The organism is Psychroserpens jangbogonensis, from assembly GCF_000797465.1.
In the GTDB taxonomy this organism is placed as follows: Bacteria; Bacteroidota; Bacteroidia; order Flavobacteriales; family Flavobacteriaceae; genus Psychroserpens; species Psychroserpens jangbogonensis.
The window spans coordinates 306036-330939 of sequence record NZ_JSWG01000009.1 but is presented as its reverse complement, the minus strand read 5'-3'; the positions used below and the strand labels follow the sequence as shown (position 1 = coordinate 330939).

The window sequence follows — 24904 nt, the reverse complement described above, 5'->3', positions numbered from 1 at the left end:
GAAACGGAAATGCATTTATATAATAATATTCTGAATAACCAAGACCTTACTTAAATTCAAACTTTAAACTATTTTTTATGAAAAATTTTAAATTCTTAATATGTCTATTACTTGCTGCAGGACTATACTCTTGTAATCAAAATCCAGAGAATTCAGTAGCAAAAGAAACAACGACCGAGAAGGAAATGACAATTTCAGAAACAGAGCAAGCCATTAACCAACTAATAACGGATGCCTATAAAGTCATTTCTTTCGAGAAAGGAACAACACCTGACTATGTTACTATGAAATCCCTTTTTACGCCTAAGGCTACCTTGATTAATTTTCGTGAGGATAGCTTGAATTCCTACTACATTGATGAATTTATTGAAGAATTCAAAGCTGGTAATTTTGCGGGTGAATTAACTGCTTTTGACGAAGTAGAATTAGGAGGTGAAACCGAATATTTCGGCAAAATTGGACATCGTATTAGTGCATATGCCACTAAATTTAATGGCGACGAGGAAATTGGTGAAAGAGGTGTTAACAGTTTTCAGGTCTTAAATGTGAATGGAAAATGGTTAATTAGCTCGATAATATGGGATATTGAAAAAAGTGGCCAGCCAATTCCGAAAAGATACATAACTGATTAATAGGAATAAAACAACGAACTACCAACAACGTGTATAATTAATTGCTGGTTTTGTGTGTACTCGGAAAATCCTGCGGATTTCCCTCTGGTTCGTTTTCTTTTACTAATTTAGTTGCTAGCCAACGCAACTAACCATACACGAACACGTTACCAAATATACGGAAGAATCGTTAAATTATAGAATATAAAATTCGAAAAAAGAATAAAATGAACCTCTTAAAACAAATCCCTAAGAAAGGAGTATTGCTAGCATTGGCAATAGCTGTTGGTATTTGTGTTTTTGTGTTTACTTTTTTATATGCGCCTGAATATGCAAGATCTGTACAAGTGAATTCAATCAATTCAATTATGATAATAGCATTTTTACTTCTCGTTTTACTATTTGGAATTATTCTTGGCAGAACCAAAGAATCTACAGAAGTAATTGCCAAATTTGAGACCAACTTAACAGATAGAGAAAAAGAAATTGTACTGTTAATCATACAACGTAAAAAGAATATAGAAATAGCAAATACTCTTTTTGTTGAGTTATCGACTATAAAATCTCACATCAATAATATTTACAAGAAAGAAAATGTAAAAAATCGCAAAGAGATTATTCAAAAATACAACCTGATATCTAAAAAGAAAGAAAAGTAACTTGCTTAAAAACTGCATATTAACCAATTTACACCCCTTTTTACACCCTTGATTTTTTTTAATACACATTGAATTCATACATATTTGCCTGCTTTAAAACACTTAAAACACATGTATGAAAAGAGCCTTTCAGTTTTCAATTAAATTTATAATCACCTTTTTTGCTACTGCATTATTGGGAATGATTTTATTTTCAATACTCAATTTTGACCAAGCCATCAATTTATTTTAAAATTCAAAACCCATAATCATGAAAAAAATCAATTTCAAATCCCCATATTTCTGGGGGTTATCATTAGGTCTATTGTTTATTGCTTTTAATGTTTTATCAAAACCCTTGATTAACTCCTATTCAGAAAGTCAAATTAACAAGATTGATTTCGCTTCACTACAAGTAAAAAAATTAAATGGAGAAACTGTTACTCTAAAAGAATTATCCAAATCAAAAAAAGTAGTCATAAATTTTTGGGCAACTTGGTGCAGACCTTGTTTAACAGAAATGCCAATATTACAAGAAGCATATGAAGAAATTAATGAGGAAACAATTTTTATACTCATTAATGATCAAGATTTAGACTTGACAAAAGAATATAAAAATAAGAATAAATACACCTTTGAGTTTGTTCAATTAGGAAGAGAAGTGTTTATGAAACATGGGATTATGGAACGCCCAACCACGGTACTTTTAGATGCTGATTTTACAATCAAAAAAATCATCACACAACAGATTGAGCAAGAAAGTGGAAAAGAATTTATTGAATTTTTAAAAGAATATATATAGTTATATAAAAAGTTGTTCACAGAACGAGCAAGAAAAATCAGGACACTAAAAAACTCAAATTCAATCATATTCGTAAAAGCCTTTTTATTTAATAAAGTGGTTTTTTTTGATTCCGTATTTGATACAAATTGATTATCAATGTCTATTCGGATTTAGCTAATTTATGAAATTGAATGAAAAATAAAAAATAGTACATTTGGTAACAACGTGTATAATTCATTGCTAGTACTCGCCTATTTGGAAATTCCTTACGGATTTTCTATTCGGTTTTTATTTGCTAACTTTCGTGCTAAACCACGCAACGTATCATATACAAACACGTTAGCCTTCATTATGACCAACGAATAACCAATGATAAAATTCTTTCGTAAAATTCGCCAGAATTTATTTGCAGAAGGCAAAACTGTAAAATATCTGACATATGTTATTGGAGAAATAGTGCTTGTGGTTATTGGGATATTAATAGCACTTCAGGTTAATACATGGAGTGAAAATCAAAAAAAAAATCTATTAAAGAGCAATTTATTCTTGTAAAATTGAAAGCTGATATAATTACTAATCTCTATAAAAATTTTATAAGTATAAAAAAATCACGTCTTAAAAAACAAATTATATGCTTTTTAAGACGTGATTCTAAAAAATATTCTTTTACTATTTTTTTATAAATCTTTTAACAGCAATACCGTTTGTTGTTTCTAACTTCAATACAAACATTCCTTCTGATAAACCTGAAATATCAATTTGAGCAGAAGTACCACTCAATACTTGTTTTCCTAACATATTATAAACAATAATTTCTTTTATATCAACAGCAAGTGCTACTTCTAAAAATAAAGTGTTTTTTGCCGGATTTGGATATAAAGTCAACCCTTTAGTTAATGCAATGTCTTGTACACTTAAGGTAATATTGTTAAAATCTTGCCATCCTATTGCAGCACCATATGCTGAAACACTACCGCTAGGAACCATTAAAGAAGTGGTGTTTTTATCTACATCAATAAAAACAGCACTAGTAATAGTAGGTGGTGTTGTCATCATTACTTTTATACTTGTTAATCCTATACAATAAGAAAAAGCTTCATCCTCAATAGTAGTCACAGAAGCAGGTAATTCAATACCTGTCAATCCTGTGCAATTTGTAAAAGCACCATAACGAATAGTAGTGAGCGAACTAGGAAGTGTAAGTGTACCCGTCAATCCTGTGCATCCTGAAAAAGTAAGATAATTAATAGAAGTTGTTGAAGCGGGAAAATTAATACTTGTTAATCCTGTGCAAGACTGAAAAATAGCTTGACCAAAAGTAGTAGAAGCAGGAAAATCAATACTTGTTAATCCTGTGCATCCTGAAAAAGCGTGATTATTAATAAGAGTCATTAGTGAAGCAGGAAAATCAATACTTGTTAATCCTGTGCAATTCGTAAATACTCTGTCTTCAATAGTAGTCAGTGACTCAGGAAGCGTAAGTATTCCTGTTAATCCTGTGCAAGCATCAAAAGCGTTATCCTGCATACTAACTAGCGAAGATGGAAATATAACACTTGTTAATCCTGTGCAGTTATAAAAAGCGCTATCACTAATGTCTGTTACTGAATAAGTTATACTGTTGTAATCAATTGTAGCCGGTATTATAAGAACTCCTGTAGGGCAACCACTTGCTCCACCAGTAACTGTTGCTTCTAATCCATTTAAAACTGAATATGATAATATTCCGTCATCAAACGTTTGTGAATACATAAATGTCATATTAAATATAACAAATAATAATAATATTTTTTTCATAGATTGATGTATTTTATAAGTTAAAAACAAAGTAAGTTACTCATTTTTAATTAAATCGTTATTTTGAACCTTGTTGCTAATTTTATATATTATTTATTTCTATTTTAATAAAGCAATAATAACGAAAGGCTAACAACGTATAAAAATAATTGCGGTTAGTGCTTAATCAAAGGTCGTTGCGTGTTTGTAACGTCTGATTTTCCTTCGGAAAATCCTCGCATACAAACCCGCAACTATTCTTATACATAAACGTTAGCAAACATTAAAAACAAATTTCAAATGAAAAATACCATGATTACCTTTAGAATTAGTTTGACTATCGCAATAATTTTTTTTTCTCAGCATTTATCTGCGCAATGTATTATTACGTATGGCGAAAATGTTGATATTGTTGAACACAATGATACTTTTCTTTGGGGTCAAGGTTTTGTTGCGGAATGCAATGGATATTTAGAATACCTACAATTAATATCAAATGAAACAGGAACAGTATCTGCTGGAAATTTAAATATTTATAGTGGAAATAACGTCAATAGTACACCGATATATACACAGTCACATCCTTCAATAACGATAAATAACATTGGTGACCCTATTAGAATAAATATTACTGGTACTTTAAATTTAACACAAGATAGTCAATACACCTTTGAATTTACTGTTAATAGTATAGATGTTTTATACAATTCTTTTAATGGTTATCCAGGTGGAACCGCATTTCAAGATGGATCAGAAGAAATTTGTTGCGATTTCTTTTTTAACGTTTCTATTGCAGATGCCCCCTTAAGTATAGACAATTATGAAGTGCATAAGGCGGTTAGTATATTCCCTAATCCTTCTAGAGATTATATTACGATTATGATGCCTAATTTAGAAACAATTAAAAAATACAGTATTTTAAATGCGTTAGGGCAGGAAGTCATTAAAGGTAGTATTAAAAGCAATGAAGAAATTGATATCAGAAACTTTATGAATGGACTATACTTCATGAAATTTGATGACGGAAACACTTTAAAATTTTTGAAAGAATAAAAAACGTTTGCTAACAACGTGTATAATTCATTGCTAGTTTTAGCCTACTTGGAAATTCCTTCGAAATTTCCTCTGGTTCGTTTTTGTTTACTAAATTAGTTGCTGAAACACGCAACGAAATCATACACGAAGACGTTGTGGGTAATTGCCTGCGGCACATAGAAACCGCGTTTTGCAAACGCTCCTTTTCTACTAATTACCCACAATGCTCCCTGTTGATCGCACCTCGACTAATTAATGTATATTTATGCAGTTCCTTGTGAGCTCCTCAAGAAACTACACACAACATAATGTATAGCGAATGAGGCGCGAACATAGCTCTTCGTGAGGCGCGCCTCACTACGCTATACACAGGGAGCATTGTGCTTCATTATGACAAACCGCTAACCAATGATTAAATTCTTTAGAAAAATACGATACGACCTTATGGAGAAAAATAAAACAGGAAAGTATTTGAAATATGCTATTGGCGAAATCTTACTTGTATTAATTGGAATGAGAAATGTAATTAAAAAACAATCCAAAATAAATTATTGCTTAAATGGGTAAAATAAAAAAAACACTAATTGGTTTAGTGCTAATCATAATATTAGTTCTGATTTTTTTACCAACTATTACAAAAAATTATGCCATCAATAATAGTAAAGAACTTATTGGCCGAAAAATAGATATTGGAAAATTAAAATATAATTACTTCTCGAGTACAGTTAAAGTCTATGACTTTAAAATGTATGAAAGTAATGATAAAGATGAGTTTACAACTTTAGATACCCTCATTATAAATTTAGAACCTTTACAATTATTTAAAGATAAAATTGAAATCGAACAGCTTTATATAAAAGGATTAATGGTTAAAACCGTGATGAAGGATTCTACCTTTAATTTTGACGATTTATTAGCCTTCCATTCTCAACCAGATGACTCTATAAACACAAAAGATCCAGAGCCTTTTAAATACAGTATTTCTGATATTGAATTGAAAGATTCAAATTTCTCCTTCGACGATAAAAATGTTGATAAAGAAACACTTATTGAAGATTTATCATTTATGATTCCTCATATAGGTTGGGACCAAAAAGAAAAAAGTAATGCGGATGTGAAGTTTCATTTTAAAAATGGCGGGTACTTTCAATCAGCTATAAATGTAAATCCTGTAGATGGTGAATTTGATGCGGTTATCACAATAAAAGATTTATACCTGAATCCATTCTATGAATATGTCGCAGAATATGCAAAAATTAATGATTTTAACGGTCTTTTAAATTCGCAAATAAAAATTGAAGGAAACACAAATGAAGCGATAAAATCGATTGTAACCGGCACGGTCAGTGTTAATGACTTTGAAATGGTTGATACTAGCGGCAAAACATTTATGTCTGCCAAACATATTAATACAGAAATTCAGTCTATCGATTATTATAACAGTAACTATGAGCTGGCTTCAGTGACTATAGACGATTCATATACTTATTTTCAATTAGATTCCCTTTCCAATAATTTCTTTCGCATTTTTAAACTCGATGATATTAACGTTGAGAACACTCCTGAAACTTCTGCTGTCGTCTCTGACACAATTCAATCACAAACTGAGAACGCGCTAAATTATGCCATAAACAAATTAACACTAAATAATGGGATCTTAGATTATACAGATAATTTAACCGGACAACCCTTTAATTATAACCTGAGTGAGATTGAAATAGATTCAGATAGCATCACCAACACGAGCGAATGGATAGACATTTATACAACAATGCTACTCAATGAACGTGGTACCTTAAAATCTGAATTAGGTATTGATCCGAGTAATTATTTGAATTCCACCTTAGACATTGCCATAGAAAATTTTTTATTATCAGATCTCAACATTTACACGAATCATTATATGGGTCACAGTATTTTGAAAGGAGATATGTACTACTTTTCAAAATCTAAATTGACTAACGGGCAAATTGATAGTAAAAATAAACTGTTAGTTAAAAATGCGTCTCTCGAAAATTCTAAGGGAGGACTTTACGATCTGCCATTAAAGTTTGCCTTTTTTCTTTTAACGGATAAAAACGGAGACGTTAATTTAGATATTCCAGTGAAAGGAGATTTAAATGATCCTAGCACTGATATTGGTGCCATTGTCTGGAAAACCTTCAAAAATGTCATTGGGAAAACAGTAGCAGCACCAATTAACTTTTTAGTAGGTCTTGTAGGTGGTGATCCAAAGGAATTAGAAGAATTGAATTTTACGTATACAGATTCTATTCTTAACCCAAAGCATGAAAGGCAGTTGTCTAAATTATTAGATTTAGAGCGACAGAAAGATTCCTTAAAAATAACAATGACTTATTTTGTAGATTCAACGCTATTAACGGAAGCTCTAGCGGCCGAATATATTGGATTACAGTTCAATAAAGATACAGGAGATGACTATTTAAAAAACGAAAAGGATTTTAACGCATACGTTTTTAAGAAAGTGGGTAATGATTCTTTGAACATCACAATAGCCATTAAGCAGCTAACTAAAGGCCAACCCATAGACAGTTTAGCTAGAACACGAAGAGAAGTCGTTATGAAAAAAGTAGACAGCTATCTTAAACTAGAATATCCAATTACAAACATTGAACTTAAACAAGGGAAACCTGAAGCTCTTGAAAATTCTGGTGCGTATCCAAAGTTTTTAATTACTTACGGTTTAATGGGAGAAGAAGAAGAAGAAGAACCTACTAAAGATACAATTGCTAATTAACATGAAAGCTCTTTTTAAATGTTTAGGTTATTTAGTATTGTTAATAAAGATGCTAGAGAACGTTTAATAGAACCGACAGAAAAATTCAAATATTATGAGAATTTTTATTGGAATAAAGATTAGGTGTTAAAAAGATTATTTGAGAGATTTAAAAGAAAATACTATCAACCTCATAAATAGCATTGAAAAAAGAAAATCATTAAAATAACGAAAGCACAACAACATGTATAATCAATTGCTCAGTTTGTTTGTACTCGGAAAATCCTATCGGATTTTCCTCTGGTTCGTTTTCTTTTACTAATTTAGTTGCTAGCCATCGCAACTAACCATACACGAACACGTTGGCAAACATTATGACAAAATCATCATTTATTATAATATTTCTAATATTTATCTTTAGCTGTTCTAAAAATAATGACATTGAAATTTTAAATAAATCAACTCAATTAAAATATAAAAACACATACTCAGTTAGAGAAATAGAATTCAATAAAAAAGAAAGCTATTTTGACTCTCTTAAAAATAATTACAGATATAAACAGAAAAATGATACGACATTTTTAGTTGTTGAACTTAGAAAAAATGAATTCAGTCAAGTTGCTTGGATTTATCCAATACAGAAAATATCTTCAAAATTGGAATGCGAAAAAAAAGCAACTATAAAATCTAATGAAATTTCATTTACATTTTGTTTTTCAGATATTTTGATGTTCATAGATAAAAAACTAGAAAAAGGTAATGTCAGAGATTTTTACTTAAAAGAACTTAAAGACATCTTGTTGAAAATGGAACAAAATAAAAAACATGAACCGATTAAATCTGGTGATAAATCAATTTACAAACTAATTAGAAATATCCCGTTTGAATTATTTGACAATAAAACAAAGTCTATGATTCCAAAAACGTTTATTAATGAATTCAAGGTTAGCAACTGGGAAGGTTATGAATACTTCTTAATTAGTAAACAAGAAGATACAATTGCATCTTTTTCATGTTTAGATATACATCATTCTGTAGAACTTTGGAAAAATTGGTAAAAACGTATTTAAACATCATGAAGTATTTACATTTATGCACAATTCTATTAGCAATTCTATTAGCAATTCTATTCTCAAGTTGTGGTCATAATGAGGATAATCGGAATAGTCAGGATATTGAATTAAACTGTACTTCAGATTTAAAATACATAAAGAGAAACGGAAGAGTTGATAGTACAATGATTGATTATATAAAAGCTGATTGGTCTAAAAGACATAAAATTGAATTTATAGCAATAAATGACACCTTATTTGCTTATGGTTCAAAATTAAATGAAAAAGACAAAAATTATAGATTGTCACCTTATGTAACTTCTATAATAAAACAGAATTCTAAATTGGTCTGTTCTAAAAAATTAATAATACACCAGAATGAAATTAAATATTCATTTTGTTACTCAGATGTCATTGACTTTTTTGATAAGAATATTAAAAAGGGTGAAAAAGATATTAAGATCTATTTGATGTACACAAAAGGAAAAGAAAAGTTGCAAAACCACATAGCAGATAAGGAATCAATATTTTATTGCGATTATATTATGTACGAATTACTTATGAATTTGTCTTATAGAGCTTATGATAAATACACCAAAATGGAAATTTCAAAAATTATTTTAAGTGATTATTATGCTGGTTGGTCTGGTGGAAGCGAATATTATTTGTTAGATAAAAAAAATGATACAATATCTTATAAGTTTATTAATCGATGGGTGAATTAAAAACGATTTGCCAACAACGTGTATAATTCATTGCTAGTTCTAGCCTACGTGGAAAATCCTGCGGATTGTCCACTGGTTCGGTTCATTTTTACTAATTTAGTTGCTTAACACGCAACGAAATCATACACGAACACGTAAGCAATTTGACAAACCGTATCGTCCTTAAACATTGGTTACAAATTAGTACTTTCTCAGTATTTAAAATCATTTTATGGCATATTTATTGATAAGTTAGAAGAAACTTAAAATCCATAATTATGCGAAAATTACTAATAGTGACTATTTTGCTTTTTACAACTATTAATGCATTAGCTCAAGATAAAGAAGAATCAACCAATCCTACAGACAAAGGAAATTTTATTGTTGATGGTTCAATATTCTTTTCAACTAACAATTCAAAATCTCAACAAGACGGAATTAAAATTAAGAATAAATCGTTTGGAATTGGAATTAGCCCAAAAGCAGCCTATTTTATCATCGACAGGCTAGCTCTAGGTATTGAAACTTCATTCAATTACACTGAAAATGAATTCACAAATATTGATGGCAATAAATCTTCTAACATTAGCAGAAGTTTTTTAATTGGTCCTTTTGCTAGATATTATTTAAAAAATGGTCTTTTCGGCCAAGCATCTTTAGGTTTTGGTTCCAGTAAAAGTGACAGTAATAGTTTTGAAAATAGGAGTGATTTTTTTAGATATCAGTTTGGTTTAGGATACGCATTCTTTTTAAATGAACATACATCTTTAGAACCCATCATTACTTATCAGCATAATAAAACTACAAGTGACCAATCTACTTTTGAAACTACTAATAATGGTTTTACTTTAGGTATAGGTTTTACTATTTATTTGTGAGTTCAAAAGAGCTGTTTAACATAGGTATATTTAATAATATTATTTTCAAACAATTTGACGCAACCATTCTACACTTTTTGCGTCTTAATATAAAACATTATGAAAAAGACTCTATTTACAATTATTTTGATAAGCATATTTTTTTCTTGCTCTAACGATGAAAGCACATCAAGTGTTGATTTAAACATTCAGTTAACTCAATGTATTCCATCTGGATTACAAAGTAATTTAATTGCCTTTTATCCTTTCAGCAATGGTAGTCTTGATGATGTGTCTAATTCAAATGATTTAACCAATTTAACCACAGCTTCTCCAACTACTGACAGGGATGGAAATATTGATTGCGCTTACAAATTTGAATCTATTAATAATGAATATCTTACTACAACAAATACTGCTTTTTTAGATAATCTTTCGGAATTTTCAATTTCTCTATGGTATAATGCAACATCAAATGGAGTTTTAGTTAGTAGAGATGATATTGATTTACATTGTCCAGACACTATTGGTCAATGGTCAATACGATTATTTGAATTAGCACAACCAGTGTTTAGTCATTTGAATTCCGTACATGAACCTTCAGAAGATTTAAATAACAACATTAATAATTGGCATCATCTAGTAATTACTTACAATGAATTGAATAATACTTTAAGTATATATAGAAATGGTGTTTTAAAAGATACAGATACTGGCATTGCAGACTGTGGCAACAATCCACCAACAGTTCAAGATATTGGAGATTTATTTTTTGGCAAGTTTAATGGTAAACTTGATGATATTGGAATTTTTAATGTTGAACTAACTCAGTCAAACATCTCTTTGCTTTACGAAACAGAACCTTGTTGTGAATAAAAACTGCTTACAACAACGTGTATAACCAATTGCTTGGTTCTAGCCTACTTGGAAATTCCTGCGGAATTTCCTCTGGTTCGGTTTCTTTTGTTAACTTAGTTCTCGCCAACGCAACAAGCCATACACGAACACGTAGCACATTCAGCGAAAAGCTGACCAAAATTGTAACTCCTATCTAAACTCTGTTACTTAAATTTCAAATTTGGAACTATTGCCACTCATACTCTTAAAGGTGAAGCTTACTCAAACCTTTAAGGGAAAACTCACTCGAACTCTGAATTTCTCTATTGCGAAAAAAAGCTTGGTTTTTTTCGCGGTTTATTTTTTGAGTTTAACAACCATGTTACAAAAAGTTGTTCTATGAAAAATTTTGATTATTTAAAAATGAATCTAAGCTGGTTGCAGATTTTACAACTAAAATTCCAAATAGGAACATCAAATCAAAATTAATCTTCTTAAAAATCTGAATTCACATTAACATATAATTAGCAGAACTCACTCTTATATTTCAAAAAAGCATATAAAAAAAGACTGAGATAAAATACTAAACAACTCAATTTGTTCGACCTATGTTCGACCCAAAGGAAATAAAAAAGCCTCTACATCTCTGTAAAGGCTTTTTCTAACTATGCTCCTCCTCTTAGGCTCGAACTAAGGACCCTCTGATTAACAGTCAGATGCTCTAACCAACTGAGCTAAGGAGGAGTGTTTATCGCTTTTGCGAGCGCAAATATAAATTATTTTTTAAGTTTAGCAAGCATTTTTTTTAAAAATAATGCTAAAAAATAATTAGATCCAATCATTAATATTGGCAAATAAGACTAAAGTAATTAATATGATGAATCCAACAAGTTGAGCGCGTTCTAAAAACTTCTCACTTGGCGCTCTACCTGAGATCATTTCATATAACAAAAACATTACGTGTCCACCATCTAATGCTGGTATTGGCAGTAAATTTAAAACGCCTAACATAATTGAAAGAAATGCCGTTAGAATCCAAAAGGCTTCCCAACTCCAAACGCTAGGAAAAATACTGTATATCGCTTTGAAACCTCCAACACCTTTATAAGCTCCTGTACTAGGATTAAAAATTGCTTTTAATTGTGCGCCATATTTGTTAACTGTGTCTACAAAATCTGTTCCACCTGCTCCAAAACTTTCACCAAACGTGTACGTTTGTATAGCAATGTCATAATATCCTAATTCAGCAAAGCGCTTATTATCAAAGGCTGGTTGAAATCCGAATTTACCATTTTCATTTACTTTTAACTGACGTGAAATTGTTTCTTCACCTCTCAACAGTTCTATCGTTAAAGTTTCACTCTTGTAGTTGGACATTATTGAATCTAATTGATCGAAATACCTTATTGGTTTTCCATCAATTTTAGTGATGATGTCTTCAGCTTTTACATCGAACGATTTGTTTAGAGATGAGTCAGCTACTTTTCCAATCATAAACGGAATACGACGTTCAAAAAGTTCTTTGCTTTTTGCAGAAGTAAACTGGCCAAGAAAGTCTTCTGGTAAATCGATAACTTTCTCTTTACCGTTTCTAAAAATAGTTATTTCTTCGGCTCCAATAATGTTTGAACGTACATCATAATCATTTATAACTTTGATATCGTTAACAGCTAATATTTTGTCTCCTGTTTTAAATCCTAAATCTTGAAGAAACTCATTTTCAATCCAATATCCATCTTTTAAACTTTCTATTTTTGTTGTTTTGTCTCCATATGTAAATGCTAGGAAAACATAAATCACATAAGCCAAAATGAAATTAACCGTTACACCACCAAGCATAATTATTAAACGCTGCCAAGCTGGTTTAGAACGGAATTCCCATGGTTGTGGTGGTTGAGCCATCTGCTCTTTATCCATGCTCTCATCAATCATTCCTGCAATTTTCACATAACCTCCTAAAGGAAGCCAGCCAATACCATAAACTGTATCACCAATCTTTTTCTTAAACAGGGAAAATTTAATATCAAAAAACAAGTAGAACTTCTCTACTTTGGTTTTAAATAGTTTTGCAGGTATAAAGTGTCCTAATTCGTGAAGTACGATTAGAAGGGAAAGGCTTAATAAAAATTGTGATATCCGTATTACAAACTCCATGTATCTCTAGTCAAAATTTTACAAGCCACAAAAGTAGTGTTTTGGTGGCATTTAGAAAACTATATTTAGTGTTAAGCCTAATTTTTTAACAGGCTTTTATTAATTATGCCTTTATCGGTTTGGAATCGTATGAAAAGTAATCCATCTGAAAAAGACGATACATCAATCCTTTCTGTCCATTCTGAAGTAAATAACAATTGACCAACTGCGTTATAAATTGCTATAGATTCGACTTCTAATGTTTCGGGTTTTTGAATGTTTATGCCTGAAGAAGATGGATTAGGAAATATTATAAGTTCTCTTTCAATTTCAAAAGCCTCTACATCAAGCACTTGATTATTAATAGAAATAATATCAAATTCTGGATTAAAAAGTACGTCTACCACTTCAAAACCTACAGTTTCAACAAACTGTTGCATATTAGAAGTATGGTCTAACACCAAATCTTGTTCTTCACCTAAAGCACCAATTAAACGAATAGGTACTGGAGCTTCAAAAAATGATACAGATGGATGACTTTGTGTTTGTGAAAGCTCAATTGTAATGTCACTACCAGAAGACTGATTCCAATTAACTGTATAGCTTGGGTAACCTTGATTGAAGAGCCAATCATCAAAAAATTCGGTTAAGTCTTCACCTGAAGATGTTTCTGCAATAGCTATAAAATCTTCAGTTTTAGCATAACCATAAGCATGTTCTGGTGTACTTAGATAATCTTTTAAAGCTTGAAAAAAGTTAGCGTCACCTAATTTTTTTCTAAGCATATGTAATACCATAGACCCTTTATTATATGTAAGTCTTCCGCTAAAAATTCGTCCAACATTAGTGGTGTCAATATCAGTCAAATAAACAGCTCCTCCAGGTTGTGAGGTAATTGAATTAATACGTTGTTGCTTCCAAATGGTAAAAACAGAATTCCCATCTAAATTTTCAAAAACAAGACCCGATAAATAAGTAGCAAACCCTTCGTTTAGCCATATATCTTTCCAACTACCACATGTAATTTTGTTTCCAAACCATTGATGAGCAAGTTCATGAGCTATTAAATTTCTGCCATAGGCACCCATAAATGAGACTGTTGTATGTTCCATACCACCTCCAAAACCAAATTCGGCATGACCATACTTTTCATTTTCATAAGGATAAGCCTCAAAAAGATTTATAAATAAATCCATAATATCAACTGTAACTGGAGTACTCGCTTGGGCATTTGCTAAACTTTCAGGATATACATAGTTTACAATCTCAAATGGGTTTCCATTATTAGGTACTGTATGAGAATATACTTCATAGTTTGTAACAGAAATTGCAATTAAATAAGCAGGAATCGGGTAACGATGCCTGAAGTGAGTTGTTTTATCATCTCCATTTATTATCTGACTTTGCTCTAACCCATTGGAAACAGCAATATATTCTTCATCAGTTGGATTGAATTGTGGTGATGTTATAAATACATCTATAGAATCTATTTTGTCTATCAAATCTTGTTTACAAGGCCACCAAGCTTTTGCGCCATAAGGCTCCGACAAGGTCCAAATCGTAGGATCACCATTATGTGTTTGTTGAACAAAAGAACCAAGACCAGAGCTAATTGGGTTTCCAGAATAGCTAATAGTTAAAGAATCTAAAATACCAGTATTCTGAACAACAGGTAAGGTTACGACCAGTTCATCATTTGAATTTTGTGTAAAACCCAAAACATCTCCTCTTTGCTCCACTTGAGAAACAGTCATATTACTAGATAAATCAAAAGTAATTTCACTCATATTATCCTTAGCTTCAAAATAAGTGGTAATGTCGCCTGAAATAAAAGCAACCGATGGATCTAAATCCAATTCCAATCTGTGGTATTTTAAATCATAATTTCCCGTGTTTAAATTGGCACGATGCATAATTTGATTTAATGCTGATTTTGCTTCTGCAACACGAACTTCATCTAAAGTTTCGTTGAAATCTTGAGAAAACAAATTGATAGATAATAAACAAAAAAGTGTAAGTAATGGTATTCTCATAAGAGTCAAATTTTTCTTTTCTAAAGCAATATAGCGTGTTAAAAGTACTGAATTTGTAGTAAATCTGTCGTATTTTTGCATTCAAATCTCACATTAAAGCCTTAAAAACCAAGTCATGCTAGCGTTTTTTAAACAGTTTAAACTCTTTTTCGTAGTACTATTAATTGTATCTGGAATTATTATTTCTATTTTCTACTCTATCCTAAAAGTAGAACAACCTTTACCTATCTACCAACCAAATAGAATTGATGCATCTCTTGTAGATAGTACCATTCAACATAAAAAGAAATACCACACCATCGCAGATTTCAAACTCATTAATCAAAATGGAGAAACTATTACACAAGATAGTTATGACAATAAAATCTATGTAGCAGATTTCTTCTTTACAACATGCCAAACCATTTGCCCAGTAATGACAGATCAAATGCATCGCATTCAAGAAGAAATAATAAATGATGAGGATGTCATGCTCTTATCGCATTCTGTAACTCCTGAAATAGATTCTGTTGCGCAATTAAAAAAATATGCCATTGAAAAAGGTGTTAATGATTCCAAATGGAATCTTGTGACTGGTGATCGAAAACAAATCTATGACTTGGCAAGGAAATCGTATTTAGTTGTTAAAAATGATAATTCAGAAGACTATGGAATGGTGCATACTGAAAACTTCGCCCTTATTGATAAAGACAAGCAAATTAGAGGTATTTACAACGGAATTAGTCCAACCTCTGTAGACTCTTTAATTCAAGATATTAAAAGACTGAAAAAGGAATACCAATAGTTTTATCACAACAATTTCTTTACATAGATTATTTGACTTATTTTTGCTTCTTTAAAATCAATCTAAATAAGCTTGCAAGTAACATTAGCAGATATAAAACGAGGGCAACAAGGCATCATTACTGATGTTTCTTCAATTCATATTCCTCTTAAACTATTAGAAATGGGTTGTTTACCAGGTAATTTAGTCGAGCTTGTTCAAGTTGCACCATTTGCAGATCCTATGTACCTAAATATTAACGGAACTCACTTAGCGATTAGAAAAGAAACTGCCATTCACATTTTAATCGATATTACCAATGCCTAAACAAATTAATGTTGCGCTAATTGGGAATCCTAACACAGGAAAAACATCGGTTTTTAATGCCTTAACAGGTTTAAATCAAAAAGTTGGTAATTATCCTGGCATCACTGTTGAAAAAAAAGAAGGTGTTTGCAAATTACCAAGAGGCGTAAAAGCACATATCATTGACCTTCCTGGAACTTATAGCTTAAACGCATCCTCTTTAGACGAAAACGTTGTGATTGAGTTGTTGCTTAACAAAAAGGATAAGGACTTTCCAGATGTTGCAGTTGTTGTTAGCGATGTTGAAAACCTAAAACGAAATCTGCTTCTTTATACTCAAATAAAAGATTTAAAGATTCCGACAATCTTAGCTATTAATATGTCTGACCGAATGAAATACAAAGGCATTCAGCTAGATATTCCATTTTTAGAAAAAGAGTTACACACTAAGATTGCGCTTATAAGTACAAGGAAAAATAAAGGCATAGACCAACTTAAAGAACTCATTATTAATTTCAAGGAACTTTCTACCGAACCTTGCGTTAATGCTTCTGAAGTTGATTCCAACTATTTTGATGGTCTACGAAAAGCATTTCCAAATCAATTATTATATAAGCTTTGGTTAGTAATTTCTCAAGATGTAAATTTCGGGAAAACAGATAGAAATGAAGTTGATGTCATTAATAGTTTTAAAACTAAAAGCAAGGCAGATTTAAAACGATTACAGCAAAAAGAAACTATTAAACGTTATCAATTTATTAATAATACACTTAAAATAGGTCAAACAATTGATCTAAAATCTGCTAAAGATCTACGTATAAAACTAGATAGAATTTTGACCCATAAAGTTTGGGGTTATTTAATATTCTTCGTCATTTTACTAACCATTTTTCAAGCTATTTATGACTGGTCTAGTGTTCCAATGGATTTTATAGATAGTGTTTTTGCTTCCCTAAGTGAATTGACGAAAAACAGTTTACCTCAAGGTGCATTTACAGACCTCATAGCCGAAGGAATTATTCCTGGTCTTGGAGGTATTGTAATTTTTATTCCTCAGATAGCCTTTCTGTTTTTATTTATAGCTGTTTTAGAAGAAAGCGGCTACATGAGTCGTGTCGTTTTTTTAATGGATCGCATCATGAGACGTTTTGGATTAAGTGGAAAAAGTATTGTTCCGTTAATTTCGGGAACAGCTTGTGCAATTCCAGCAATAATGGCTACTCGTAATATAGAAAGCTGGAAGGAGCGATTAATTACTATTCTAGTCACCCCTTTTACGACTTGTTCGGCGAGACTACCTGTATATCTTATTATTATTTCATTGGTAATTCCTGAAGGTAGATTTATTGGGTTAAGCTATCAAGCACTTACTCTAATGCTTTTATATCTGATTGGATTTGGAGCTGCAATATTTTCTGCTTGGCTTCTAAACAAAATACTTAAGATTAATAGTAAAACTTTTTTCGTTGTAGAGATGCCGAATTACAAATTGCCTTTATTCAAAAATGTAGCTTTAACGGTTATTGAAAAAACAAAGTCATTCGTGTTTGGAGCAGGTAAAATAATTCTGGCTATTTCCATTGTATTGTGGTTTTTAGCCTCTTATGGTCCTGGTGATGAATTTAATAACGCGGAAGATATTGTAACTACAGAATATGCTTCTCAAAATTTATCTGATGTTGAATTGCAACAAAAAATAGCATCTCATAAACTCGAACATTCATTTATTGGTATTGCTGGACATGCAATCGAACCTACAATTCGACCATTAGGTTATGATTGGAAAATTGGAATTGCACTTGTAAGTTCATTTGCTGCTAGAGAAGTTTTCGTTGGAACTTTAGCTACCATATATAGTGTTGGAAGTGATGAAGAAGAGACCATCAAAAATCGGATGGCAGGAGAAGTTAATCCAATTACTGGTGGACCATTATTTAATTTCGCTAGTGGAATTTCACTTTTACTATTTTATGCCTTTGCCATGCAATGCATGAGTACCTTGGCAATTGTAAAACGTGAAACCAATAGCTGGAAATGGCCAATACTACAGCTTACAATTATGACTGCATTTGCTTATGTAGTTGCATTAATTGCTTTTCAAGTTTTAAAATAAAGGTTTATATTTATAGTACGACTAAAACAAAATGAACATCATAATACAAAACATACTTGTCTTTTCTACTTTAGGTTTAGCCTTAGCATTCTTAGTGCGTAAATTCTTCTGGAAACCCAAAAAAGCATCCGCTAAATCTTGTGGTGGAGATGATGGCTGTGGTTGTCATTAAATATCATTTAAAATCTTCATTAATTAATTAATTATTTTATTACTAAAACTAATGTTTTCAATAGTCTTAAGACTATCACCCTTTCCATTTTCTTTCATATCAAACCTTTGTCTTCTCTAAACTTCATATAACTCTTTACGAGAAAGCTGTACTAACTAAATTTTTTAGTTACATTTGTAAAATATTTAAGTAAGCTTAAAAATTAATTAAAGCAATCAAAAAAATGTCTGTAGCAATTGAGAATTTTGTAAAAGCTATTTACAACAATGACAAGCATGATATCAAAGACACGAAGCCTGGTAATATAGCCAAGCAACTTGGTATTTCAAGTCCAGCAGCAACAGATATGGCTAAAAAATTAGCTGCGAAAGATTTACTGCATTACGAAAAGTACCAAGCGCTTCAGTTGACTGAAAAAGGCAAAAAAATGGCACTCAATGTGGTGAGAAAACATCGCCTTTGGGAATCTCTTTTATTTAAAATGTTTGATTTATCACTTCATGATATTCATCGAGAAGCGGAATTACTAGAGCATCAAACTTCAGATTTACTTGCAGAAAAAATTAGTGAATATTTAGGACATCCAAAGTTTGATCCTCATGGTGATCCAATACCAAATGCCGATGGTAAAATTACGACAACAGACACCTCTATTACTCTTGCTGATGCAGAAGAAGGGAAAACATATACTATCGCTAGATTAATGAGTGACGATAAAGAATTCTTTGATTTTTGCGCTCAAAATGGAATTAAATACAGAAATACACTAACCGTTTCAAAACAATTTAGTGGGAATAAAATGACCCAAATAGCAATAGGTTCTAATACGATTGTTTTGAATGAAAACTTTACTAAAATTATATATGTTGATGAAAACTAAAAACACTTACCTACTACATTTTTTAATGATTATATGTTGTTCAGCAAGCTTATTTGCTCAAGATGACAAAACATCAAATGCAAATTCCGAACCTTTTATTACCGATAGACCAGATGCTACAGAATCACCTCAAACAATTGCTCCTGGTTTTGTTCAAATAGAAACTGGAGGTTTTTATGAAAGTTTTGAAGATAATAATATCAAATCTGAAACTTTTACATACAATACAACTTTAGTGCGTTTAGGATTACTTGATAATCTAGAATTACGTGTTGGTTGGGATTTTGTAGAAGGTCAAACCACAATAAATGGTACTAAATTAGATGATGTTACTAGCGGATTTAATCCATTGTTATTAGGTGTGAAAATTGGAATTGCTCACGAAAACGGTTGGATGCCTGAAATAGGATTCCTAAGTCATTTATACCTTCCGTTTACAGCGAGTCAAGATTATAAGCCTGAAACAACTGGTGTCGACTTTAGATTTTCATTTGCACATACATTAAGTGAAAAATCAAGTATCGGTTATAATATTGGTGCTCAATGGCGTGATGATTCACCTGCAGCAGCATATATATACACATTATCATATGGCTATAGTGTTACAGATAAAATAGGTGCTTATATTGAATTATATGGTGATTTTCCTGAGGATAATAAAGCCAACCATCTTTGGAATACTGGATTAACCTATTTAATAACAAATAATGTTCAGCTAGATGCAACAGTGGGTTCAGGGATTACTGAAGGTCAAGATATATTGCTAAGTGCTGGAGTAAGTTTCAAATTGCCTACTAAATAAAAAACGAAATGAATACAATAAAAAACCTATTAATATTAGTAATGATTGTAACTGTTTTTAGTTGCAAAAATGACAAACCATCTGATGGAAAACTAAACGTGGTAACAACAACTTCCATGATAACAGATTTAGTTGAAAATATTGGAGGTGATTACATCAATATTGAAGGTTTAATGGGAAGTGGTGTCGATCCGCACTTATATAAAGCTAGCGAAGGAGATGTTACCAAATTAGTTAAAGCAGATATTATTTTTTACAATGGTCTACATCTTGAAGGTAAACTTGTAGAGGTTTTTGAAAAAATGGGTAGCCAAACTAAAACACCAATAGCTCTAGGAGAAGAATTAGACAAAAACACCTTAATTGGTTCAGATTACTTTGCGTCAAACTATGATCCACATGTGTGGTTTGACATAAATTATTTCAAGCAATTTGCTCAAAAAACAACTCAAGTTCTTTCAGAAAAAGATCCTGAAAATGCTGAAAACTATAAAACGAATGAAACTTCATATCTCAAAAAGTTAGATGCACTTCAGTCAAAATTGAAAGGTATTATTAAAACACTTCCAAAAGAAAAAAGGATTTTGGTAACAGCTCATGACGCATTTAATTACTTTGGTAAAGCATACGATTTTGAAGTAGTTGGACTCCAAGGTTTATCTACAGCAACTGAAGCTGGTGTAAAAGATGTTCAGAAATTATCAGCGTTTATTATTAAAAAAAACATCAAAGCTATTTTTGTGGAAAGTTCAGTGCCAAAGCGAACAATCGAAGCTTTGCAAGCAGCAGTAAGATCAAAAGATCATGAAGTGTCTATTGGTGGAACTTTATATTCTGATGCTTTAGGAAATGCAGGAACTATTGAAGGCACCTACATTGGCATGTTTGAATACAATGTAAATACAATTGTTAATGCATTAAAATAATGAAGAACAATATTGCAGTACAAATAGATGATTTAACTGTAGCTTACAATTATAAGCCGGTACTTTGGGATATTGATTTAGAAATTCCAGAAGGCGTACTTATGGCTATTGTTGGTCCAAATGGTGCTGGGAAATCTACGCTAATAAAATCCATTTTAGGTATTCTAAAACCTATTGCTGGAAGTGTAACTATTTATGGGAAATCTTATAAAGAACAACGCTCTTTAGTAGCATATGTGCCACAAAAAGGAAGTGTAGATTGGGATTTTCCAACTACAGCTCTTGATGTTGTTATGATGGGAACCTATGGAAGTTTAGGTTGGATAAAGCGTCCTAGACAAAAAGAAAAGAAAGCCGCTTTAGAAGCTCTTGAAAAAGTTGGAATGCTTCCTTTTAAAAATAGACAAATTAGTCAGTTATCTGGTGGACAACAACAACGGATATTTTTGGCAAGAGCTTTAGTTCAAGATGCTTCAATCTATTTTATGGATGAGCCTTTTCAAGGTGTTGACGCAACAACTGAAATAGCAATCATCAATATTTTAAAAGAATTAAGAAAAGCTGGCAAAACAGTTATTGTTGTACATCACGATTTACAAACAGTTCCCGAATATTTTGATTGGGTTACCTTTTTGAACGTTAAAAAAATAGCTACTGGTCCTGTTAAAGATATTTTTAATGATGACAATTTAACCAAGACTTATGGTATTAATTACAAAGTAAGTATTCAGGAATAATGGATATCCAAGAGTATTTTTCTTTAGTCTTTACAGACTATACACTTAGAACCATCACACTAGGAACAGCTATTTTAGGGGCTGTAACTGGAATGTTAGGTAGCTTTGCTGTGCTTAGAAAACAAAGTCTTTTGGGTGACGCTATTTCTCATGCTGCCTTACCTGGAATTGCTATCTCATTTTTAATTACAGGTGCAAAAGACAGTAATACCTTGTTGCTTGGCGCATTGGTTAGTGGCTTGATTGGAACCTTCTGGATTAGAAGTATAATCACTAAAACTCACCTCAAATCTGACACTGCTCTAGGGCTAATTTTGTCTCTATTTTTTGGCTTCGGAATGCTCCTCCTTACGTTTATACAAAAACAACCAAATGCTAATCAAGCTGGTTTAGATAAATACTTATTTGGACAAGCCGCAACTCTTGTTGAAAGTGATGTTTGGATGATGGCAATTGTTACGGGAATTTGCCTCTTTGTATTACTTCTATTTTGGAAAGAATTCAAGATTTTACTATTTGATAAAGATTATGCTAAAACACTTGGATTCAATACCAACGCTATAGATATTCTAATTACAAGCTTTATTGTTTTAGCAATCGTACTAGGTCTTCAAACAGTTGGAGTTGTATTAATGAGTGCTATGTTATTGGCTCCAGCAGCTGCAGCTCGACAATGGACAAATAGTCTTGCTAAAATGGTGTTTCTTGCCGCTTTATTTGGAGCATTCTCTGGGGTTTTTGGAACAGCAATTAGTGCGAGTCAAAACAACTTATCAACTGGACCAGTAATAGTAATTGTTGCTGCCGTTTTTGTGTTTATATCTTTTGTGTTTTCTCCTAGTCGTGGTTTACTTTTTAAACAAATCCGTTTCATAAAAAACAGACGCGATTTAGAGTTACATAAAACATTGGCTTTTATGTATCATATTGCCGAAACACACGAAAATATTTCTCATCCTCATGAAGTTAAAATCTTAAATAATTTTCACGGTTTTACAAAAGGTACCTTAAAAAAACTAGTTGAGAAAAACTATGTTACTCTTCAAGGTTCAACTTGGAGTTTAACTAATGAAGGTTTTCAATCGGCTTCAAATCTGTATAATCAATTAACCAAACAAGATGAGTAGCGCACAAATAGAAATACAAATCATAGCAAGTCTAGTTGCCATTGCTTGTGCTATTCCTGGTACTTTTTTAGTGCTAAGAAAAATGGCAATGATTAGTGATGCGATTAGTCATTCTATATTGCCTGGAATTGTTATTGGTTTTTTTATAACTCAAGATTTAAATTCGCCCTTACTCATTTTACTTGCTGCAATTACTGGTGTAATCACAGTCGTTTTAGTTGAATACATTCAAAAAACTGGTTTAGTAAAAGAAGACACTGCAATTGGATTGGTATTCCCAGTATTGTTTAGCATTGGTGTCATTATGATTGCAAAAAATGCTAATGATATACATCTTGATATCGATGCTGTATTACTAGGAGAATTGGCCTTTGCGCCTTTTGATCGTTTACTCATTTCAGGAATAGATGTCGGTCCGAAATCACTTTGGATTATTGGAAGTATTCTAATCATTACCATTGCATTATTGTTTGCATTCTTCAAAGAATTAAAACTAAGCACTTTTGATAAAGGTTTAGCGGCTTCATTAGGATTCTCACCAGTAGTTATTCATTACGGGTTGATGACAGTTTCCTCAATAACTACAGTTGGAGCGTTTGATGCTGTAGGCGCTATTTTAGTTGTTGCATTAATGATTGCTCCAGCAGCAGCAGCTTACTTACTAACTACAAACCTTAAAAAGATGCTAATCTTGTCTATTGTTTTTGGGGTTTTTAGTGCAATTTCTGGCTATTGGTTTGCACATTGGTTAGATGCTTCTATTGCTGGATCCATAACTACAATGCTTGGTCTGTTATTTTTAATGGTGTATTTGTTTGCTCCAAGCAAGGGTATAATCGCTGTAATTTATAGAGAAAAGCAACAGCGAATAGAAGTGTCATTACTTACATTTCTGTTGCACTTAAAAAACCATGACGACCAACGTGAACGGCATGTAAATCATTTAAATGAACATATTAATTGGCAAAAAGTACGTTCAAAAACGGTTTTAGAATTAGCTATGAAAAATAATATGATTCTCATAAATAACAATATTGTCTCCCTAACTCCTAAAGGCGACAAATTTACTACCCAAGCTATTGATTATATTATCACTAATGAAGATGCTCAAATTGAAGGCATGAAAGAAGATTTCTTCTTGTTTAGAGGTTGATTCAATTATTTTTTAATTCAAAAACTGTATTTTTACAAAAAATATAATCTGTTCAAAATGAAAAAAATAACTGTAATTTTAATCTGTTTAATCTTTAGTGCTTCACTTCAAAACTGTTCTAGTGTAAAAGTTTTAGACTCTTGGAAAAGTGAAAACATTTCAAACACTAAAGAAAATAACTTTTTAGTAGTTGTAAGAACCGATAATGAGCAAGCTCGAATTACTTTCGAAAATGAAATTGTAAAGCAAATGAAAGAAAAAGGCTTTAAAGCAACGGCAAGTTTTTCTAAGTTTGGTAGCTTGAAGCCTAACGAACCAAAATCTGAGGGTAGTAAACAAAAATTACAGGAGCTTCTAAAATCTCAAGGATTTGATGGTGTTGTCCTTACAGTGATGAAAGATTATCAAGAAGAAACAAGAGTAGATAAAGAAGGTGGCTATTATGCTGGAGGAAATTATTATGGTTATTACCCAAGGTATTATGGTGGTTTCTATGGCTATTATTACAATCCTATTTCGTATCATACTTTAGGAAATTACGTGCCAGAAACTATGACAACAAGTACATCTAAATTATATATTTTAGAAACAACGGTTTACGATCTTAAAAAAACTGATGAAAACCAATTAGTTGCAGTAGTTACTTCTCAATTAGATAACCCAGAAAGTGCAGGTCTAGTTGCTACAGACTTTGTTAAAAAAATTGCGGCTAGCCTAAAATAAAAGCA

At 31.6% G+C, this 24904-nt stretch carries 24 protein-coding genes and 1 tRNA gene; 21 read left to right on the top strand and 4 right to left on the bottom strand.

The window, feature by feature from the left end; all coding sequences use genetic code 11:
• Positions 1 to 77: 77 nt before the first annotated feature.
• The 4 genes from RH81_RS16460 (at position 78) to RH81_RS17330 (ending at position 2585) form a co-directional block, all read left to right on the top strand.
• Entirely contained in the window at positions 78 to 632 is a 555-nt protein-coding gene (locus tag RH81_RS16460; RefSeq protein WP_052172479.1) for a hypothetical protein, read from the top strand.
• A 206-nt stretch (positions 633 to 838) separates the two neighbouring features.
• Positions 839 to 1270 (top strand): helix-turn-helix transcriptional regulator, encoded by a 432-nt coding sequence (locus tag RH81_RS08550; protein ID WP_033959724.1) that lies wholly within the window; start codon positions 839 to 841, stop codon positions 1268 to 1270.
• A gap of 250 nt (positions 1271 to 1520) precedes the next feature.
• Positions 1521 to 2051: a TlpA family protein disulfide reductase gene (locus tag RH81_RS16455; protein WP_052172478.1), complete on the top strand. Its 531-nt coding sequence runs from the start codon at positions 1521 to 1523 to the stop codon at positions 2049 to 2051.
• 351 nt (positions 2052 to 2402) lie between these two features.
• A complete protein-coding gene (locus tag RH81_RS17330) occupies positions 2403 to 2585 on the top strand; it encodes a DUF6090 family protein (protein ID WP_033959722.1) in 183 nt (60 codons plus the stop codon).
• Between the two features lie 117 nt (positions 2586 to 2702).
• On the opposite strand, the gene RH81_RS16450 is transcribed toward RH81_RS17330, so the two are convergent.
• Positions 2703 to 3830, bottom strand: coding sequence for a leucine-rich repeat domain-containing protein (locus RH81_RS16450; RefSeq protein WP_052172477.1), 1128 nt, complete (start codon positions 3828 to 3830; stop codon positions 2703 to 2705).
• 279 nt (positions 3831 to 4109) lie between these two features.
• On the opposite strand from RH81_RS16450, the gene RH81_RS16445 reads away from it, so the two are divergent.
• The 6 genes from RH81_RS16445 (at position 4110) to RH81_RS08505 (ending at position 11070) form a co-directional block, all read left to right on the top strand.
• The gene (locus tag RH81_RS16445; protein WP_052172476.1) at positions 4110 to 4862 is read left to right on the top strand and encodes a T9SS type A sorting domain-containing protein; all 753 of its coding nucleotides are present in this window, start codon (positions 4110 to 4112) and stop codon (positions 4860 to 4862) included.
• A gap of 541 nt (positions 4863 to 5403) precedes the next feature.
• Entirely contained in the window at positions 5404 to 7602 is a 2199-nt protein-coding gene (locus tag RH81_RS08525; RefSeq protein WP_033959720.1) for a DUF748 domain-containing protein, read from the top strand.
• A 353-nt stretch (positions 7603 to 7955) separates the two neighbouring features.
• Complete coding sequence (locus tag RH81_RS08520) at positions 7956 to 8639, top strand: hypothetical protein (RefSeq protein ID WP_152604810.1); 684 nt, start codon at positions 7956 to 7958, stop codon at positions 8637 to 8639.
• Between the two features lie 17 nt (positions 8640 to 8656).
• Positions 8657 to 9358 carry a hypothetical protein gene (locus tag RH81_RS08515; RefSeq protein WP_033959716.1) on the top strand — a complete coding sequence of 234 codons (702 nt, stop codon included), beginning with the start codon at positions 8657 to 8659 and terminating at the stop codon, positions 9356 to 9358.
• A 257-nt stretch (positions 9359 to 9615) separates the two neighbouring features.
• Positions 9616 to 10215, top strand: a complete 600-nt coding sequence (locus tag RH81_RS16440; protein WP_052172475.1) for an outer membrane beta-barrel protein — start codon at positions 9616 to 9618, stop codon at positions 10213 to 10215.
• A gap of 99 nt (positions 10216 to 10314) precedes the next feature.
• Positions 10315 to 11070 (top strand): LamG domain-containing protein, encoded by a 756-nt coding sequence (locus RH81_RS08505; RefSeq protein WP_033959714.1) that lies wholly within the window; start codon positions 10315 to 10317, stop codon positions 11068 to 11070.
• 631 nt (positions 11071 to 11701) lie between these two features.
• Here RH81_RS08505 and RH81_RS08500 read toward each other — a convergent pair.
• The 3 genes from RH81_RS08500 to RH81_RS08490 all read right to left on the bottom strand — a co-directional run bounded on the left by RH81_RS08500 (position 11702) and on the right by RH81_RS08490 (position 15278).
• A tRNA-Asn gene (locus tag RH81_RS08500) sits at positions 11702 to 11775 on the bottom strand.
• Positions 11776 to 11859: 84 nt separating this feature from the next.
• Positions 11860 to 13185 carry an RIP metalloprotease RseP gene (gene rseP / locus RH81_RS08495; RefSeq protein WP_033959713.1) on the bottom strand — a complete coding sequence of 442 codons (1326 nt, stop codon included), beginning with the start codon at positions 13183 to 13185 and terminating at the stop codon, positions 11860 to 11862.
• A gap of 77 nt (positions 13186 to 13262) precedes the next feature.
• Positions 13263 to 15278 carry a M1 family metallopeptidase gene (locus RH81_RS08490; RefSeq protein ID WP_338152377.1) on the bottom strand — a complete coding sequence of 672 codons (2016 nt, stop codon included), beginning with the start codon at positions 15276 to 15278 and terminating at the stop codon, positions 13263 to 13265.
• A 34-nt stretch (positions 15279 to 15312) separates the two neighbouring features.
• Here RH81_RS08490 and RH81_RS08485 point away from each other — a divergent pair, with 34 nt between their 5' ends.
• The 11 genes from RH81_RS08485 (at position 15313) to RH81_RS08440 (ending at position 24899) form a co-directional block, all read left to right on the top strand.
• The gene (locus RH81_RS08485) at positions 15313 to 15981 is read left to right on the top strand and encodes an SCO family protein (protein WP_033959712.1); all 669 of its coding nucleotides are present in this window, start codon (positions 15313 to 15315) and stop codon (positions 15979 to 15981) included.
• A gap of 72 nt (positions 15982 to 16053) precedes the next feature.
• On the top strand, positions 16054 to 16287 hold the full coding sequence (locus tag RH81_RS08480) for a FeoA family protein (protein WP_033959711.1): 234 nt from the start codon (positions 16054 to 16056) through the stop codon (positions 16285 to 16287).
• Positions 16280 to 18379: a ferrous iron transport protein B gene (gene feoB / locus RH81_RS08475; protein WP_033959710.1), complete on the top strand. Its 2100-nt coding sequence runs from the start codon at positions 16280 to 16282 to the stop codon at positions 18377 to 18379. Before RH81_RS08480 ends, feoB begins: the two co-directional genes overlap by 8 nt.
• Before the next feature lie 31 nt (positions 18380 to 18410).
• A complete protein-coding gene (locus RH81_RS16905) occupies positions 18411 to 18551 on the top strand; it encodes a FeoB-associated Cys-rich membrane protein (protein WP_152604809.1) in 141 nt (46 codons plus the stop codon).
• Positions 18552 to 18774: 223 nt separating this feature from the next.
• On the top strand, positions 18775 to 19431 hold the full coding sequence (locus RH81_RS08470; protein ID WP_033959709.1) for a metal-dependent transcriptional regulator: 657 nt from the start codon (positions 18775 to 18777) through the stop codon (positions 19429 to 19431).
• A complete protein-coding gene (locus RH81_RS08465) occupies positions 19421 to 20233 on the top strand; it encodes a transporter (protein WP_033959707.1) in 813 nt (270 codons plus the stop codon). Before RH81_RS08470 ends, RH81_RS08465 begins: the two co-directional genes overlap by 11 nt.
• A gap of 8 nt (positions 20234 to 20241) precedes the next feature.
• Positions 20242 to 21159 (top strand): metal ABC transporter solute-binding protein, Zn/Mn family, encoded by a 918-nt coding sequence (locus RH81_RS08460; protein WP_033959705.1) that lies wholly within the window; start codon positions 20242 to 20244, stop codon positions 21157 to 21159.
• The gene (locus RH81_RS08455; RefSeq protein WP_033959703.1) at positions 21159 to 21896 is read left to right on the top strand and encodes a metal ABC transporter ATP-binding protein; all 738 of its coding nucleotides are present in this window, start codon (positions 21159 to 21161) and stop codon (positions 21894 to 21896) included. Before RH81_RS08460 ends, RH81_RS08455 begins: the two co-directional genes overlap by 1 nt.
• Positions 21896 to 23023, top strand: coding sequence for a metal ABC transporter permease (locus RH81_RS08450; protein WP_033959701.1), 1128 nt, complete (start codon positions 21896 to 21898; stop codon positions 23021 to 23023). The genes RH81_RS08455 and RH81_RS08450 overlap by 1 nt, the downstream gene beginning before the upstream one ends.
• The gene (locus RH81_RS08445; protein WP_033959700.1) at positions 23016 to 24176 is read left to right on the top strand and encodes a metal ABC transporter permease; all 1161 of its coding nucleotides are present in this window, start codon (positions 23016 to 23018) and stop codon (positions 24174 to 24176) included. The genes RH81_RS08450 and RH81_RS08445 overlap by 8 nt, the downstream gene beginning before the upstream one ends.
• A 57-nt stretch (positions 24177 to 24233) precedes the next feature.
• Positions 24234 to 24899, top strand: coding sequence for a hypothetical protein (locus RH81_RS08440; RefSeq protein ID WP_033959699.1), 666 nt, complete (start codon positions 24234 to 24236; stop codon positions 24897 to 24899).
• Positions 24900 to 24904 lie beyond the last annotated feature (5 nt).

Bases quoted from the DNA above. Each gene is read 5' to 3' on its own strand.
- RH81_RS16460 (WP_052172479.1), top strand. From the start codon at position 78: ATGAAAAATTTTAAATTCTTAATATGTCTATTACTTGCTGCAGGACTA.
- RH81_RS08550 (WP_033959724.1), top strand. From the start codon at position 839: ATGAACCTCTTAAAACAAATCCCTAAGAAAGGAGTATTGCTAGCATTG.
- RH81_RS16455 (WP_052172478.1), top strand. From the start codon at position 1,521: ATGAAAAAAATCAATTTCAAATCCCCATATTTCTGGGGGTTATCATTA.
- RH81_RS17330 (WP_033959722.1), top strand. From the start codon at position 2,403: ATGATAAAATTCTTTCGTAAAATTCGCCAGAATTTATTTGCAGAAGGC.
- RH81_RS16450 (WP_052172477.1), bottom strand. From the start codon at position 3,830: ATGAAAAAAATATTATTATTATTTGTTATATTTAATATGACATTTATG.
- RH81_RS16445 (WP_052172476.1), top strand. From the start codon at position 4,110: ATGAAAAATACCATGATTACCTTTAGAATTAGTTTGACTATCGCAATA.
- RH81_RS08525 (WP_033959720.1), top strand. From the start codon at position 5,404: ATGGGTAAAATAAAAAAAACACTAATTGGTTTAGTGCTAATCATAATA.
- RH81_RS08520 (WP_152604810.1), top strand. From the start codon at position 7,956: ATGACAAAATCATCATTTATTATAATATTTCTAATATTTATCTTTAGC.
- RH81_RS08515 (WP_033959716.1), top strand. From the start codon at position 8,657: ATGAAGTATTTACATTTATGCACAATTCTATTAGCAATTCTATTAGCA.
- RH81_RS16440 (WP_052172475.1), top strand. From the start codon at position 9,616: ATGCGAAAATTACTAATAGTGACTATTTTGCTTTTTACAACTATTAAT.
- RH81_RS08505 (WP_033959714.1), top strand. From the start codon at position 10,315: ATGAAAAAGACTCTATTTACAATTATTTTGATAAGCATATTTTTTTCT.
- rseP (WP_033959713.1), bottom strand. From the start codon at position 13,185: ATGGAGTTTGTAATACGGATATCACAATTTTTATTAAGCCTTTCCCTT.
- RH81_RS08490 (WP_338152377.1), bottom strand. From the start codon at position 15,278: ATGCAAAAATACGACAGATTTACTACAAATTCAGTACTTTTAACACGC.
- RH81_RS08485 (WP_033959712.1), top strand. From the start codon at position 15,313: ATGCTAGCGTTTTTTAAACAGTTTAAACTCTTTTTCGTAGTACTATTA.
- feoB (WP_033959710.1), top strand. From the start codon at position 16,280: ATGCCTAAACAAATTAATGTTGCGCTAATTGGGAATCCTAACACAGGA.
- RH81_RS16905 (WP_152604809.1), top strand. From the start codon at position 18,411: ATGAACATCATAATACAAAACATACTTGTCTTTTCTACTTTAGGTTTA.
- RH81_RS08470 (WP_033959709.1), top strand. From the start codon at position 18,775: ATGTCTGTAGCAATTGAGAATTTTGTAAAAGCTATTTACAACAATGAC.
- RH81_RS08465 (WP_033959707.1), top strand. From the start codon at position 19,421: ATGAAAACTAAAAACACTTACCTACTACATTTTTTAATGATTATATGT.
- RH81_RS08460 (WP_033959705.1), top strand. From the start codon at position 20,242: ATGAATACAATAAAAAACCTATTAATATTAGTAATGATTGTAACTGTT.
- RH81_RS08455 (WP_033959703.1), top strand. From the start codon at position 21,159: ATGAAGAACAATATTGCAGTACAAATAGATGATTTAACTGTAGCTTAC.
- RH81_RS08450 (WP_033959701.1), top strand. From the start codon at position 21,896: ATGGATATCCAAGAGTATTTTTCTTTAGTCTTTACAGACTATACACTT.
- RH81_RS08445 (WP_033959700.1), top strand. From the start codon at position 23,016: ATGAGTAGCGCACAAATAGAAATACAAATCATAGCAAGTCTAGTTGCC.
- RH81_RS08440 (WP_033959699.1), top strand. From the start codon at position 24,234: ATGAAAAAAATAACTGTAATTTTAATCTGTTTAATCTTTAGTGCTTCA.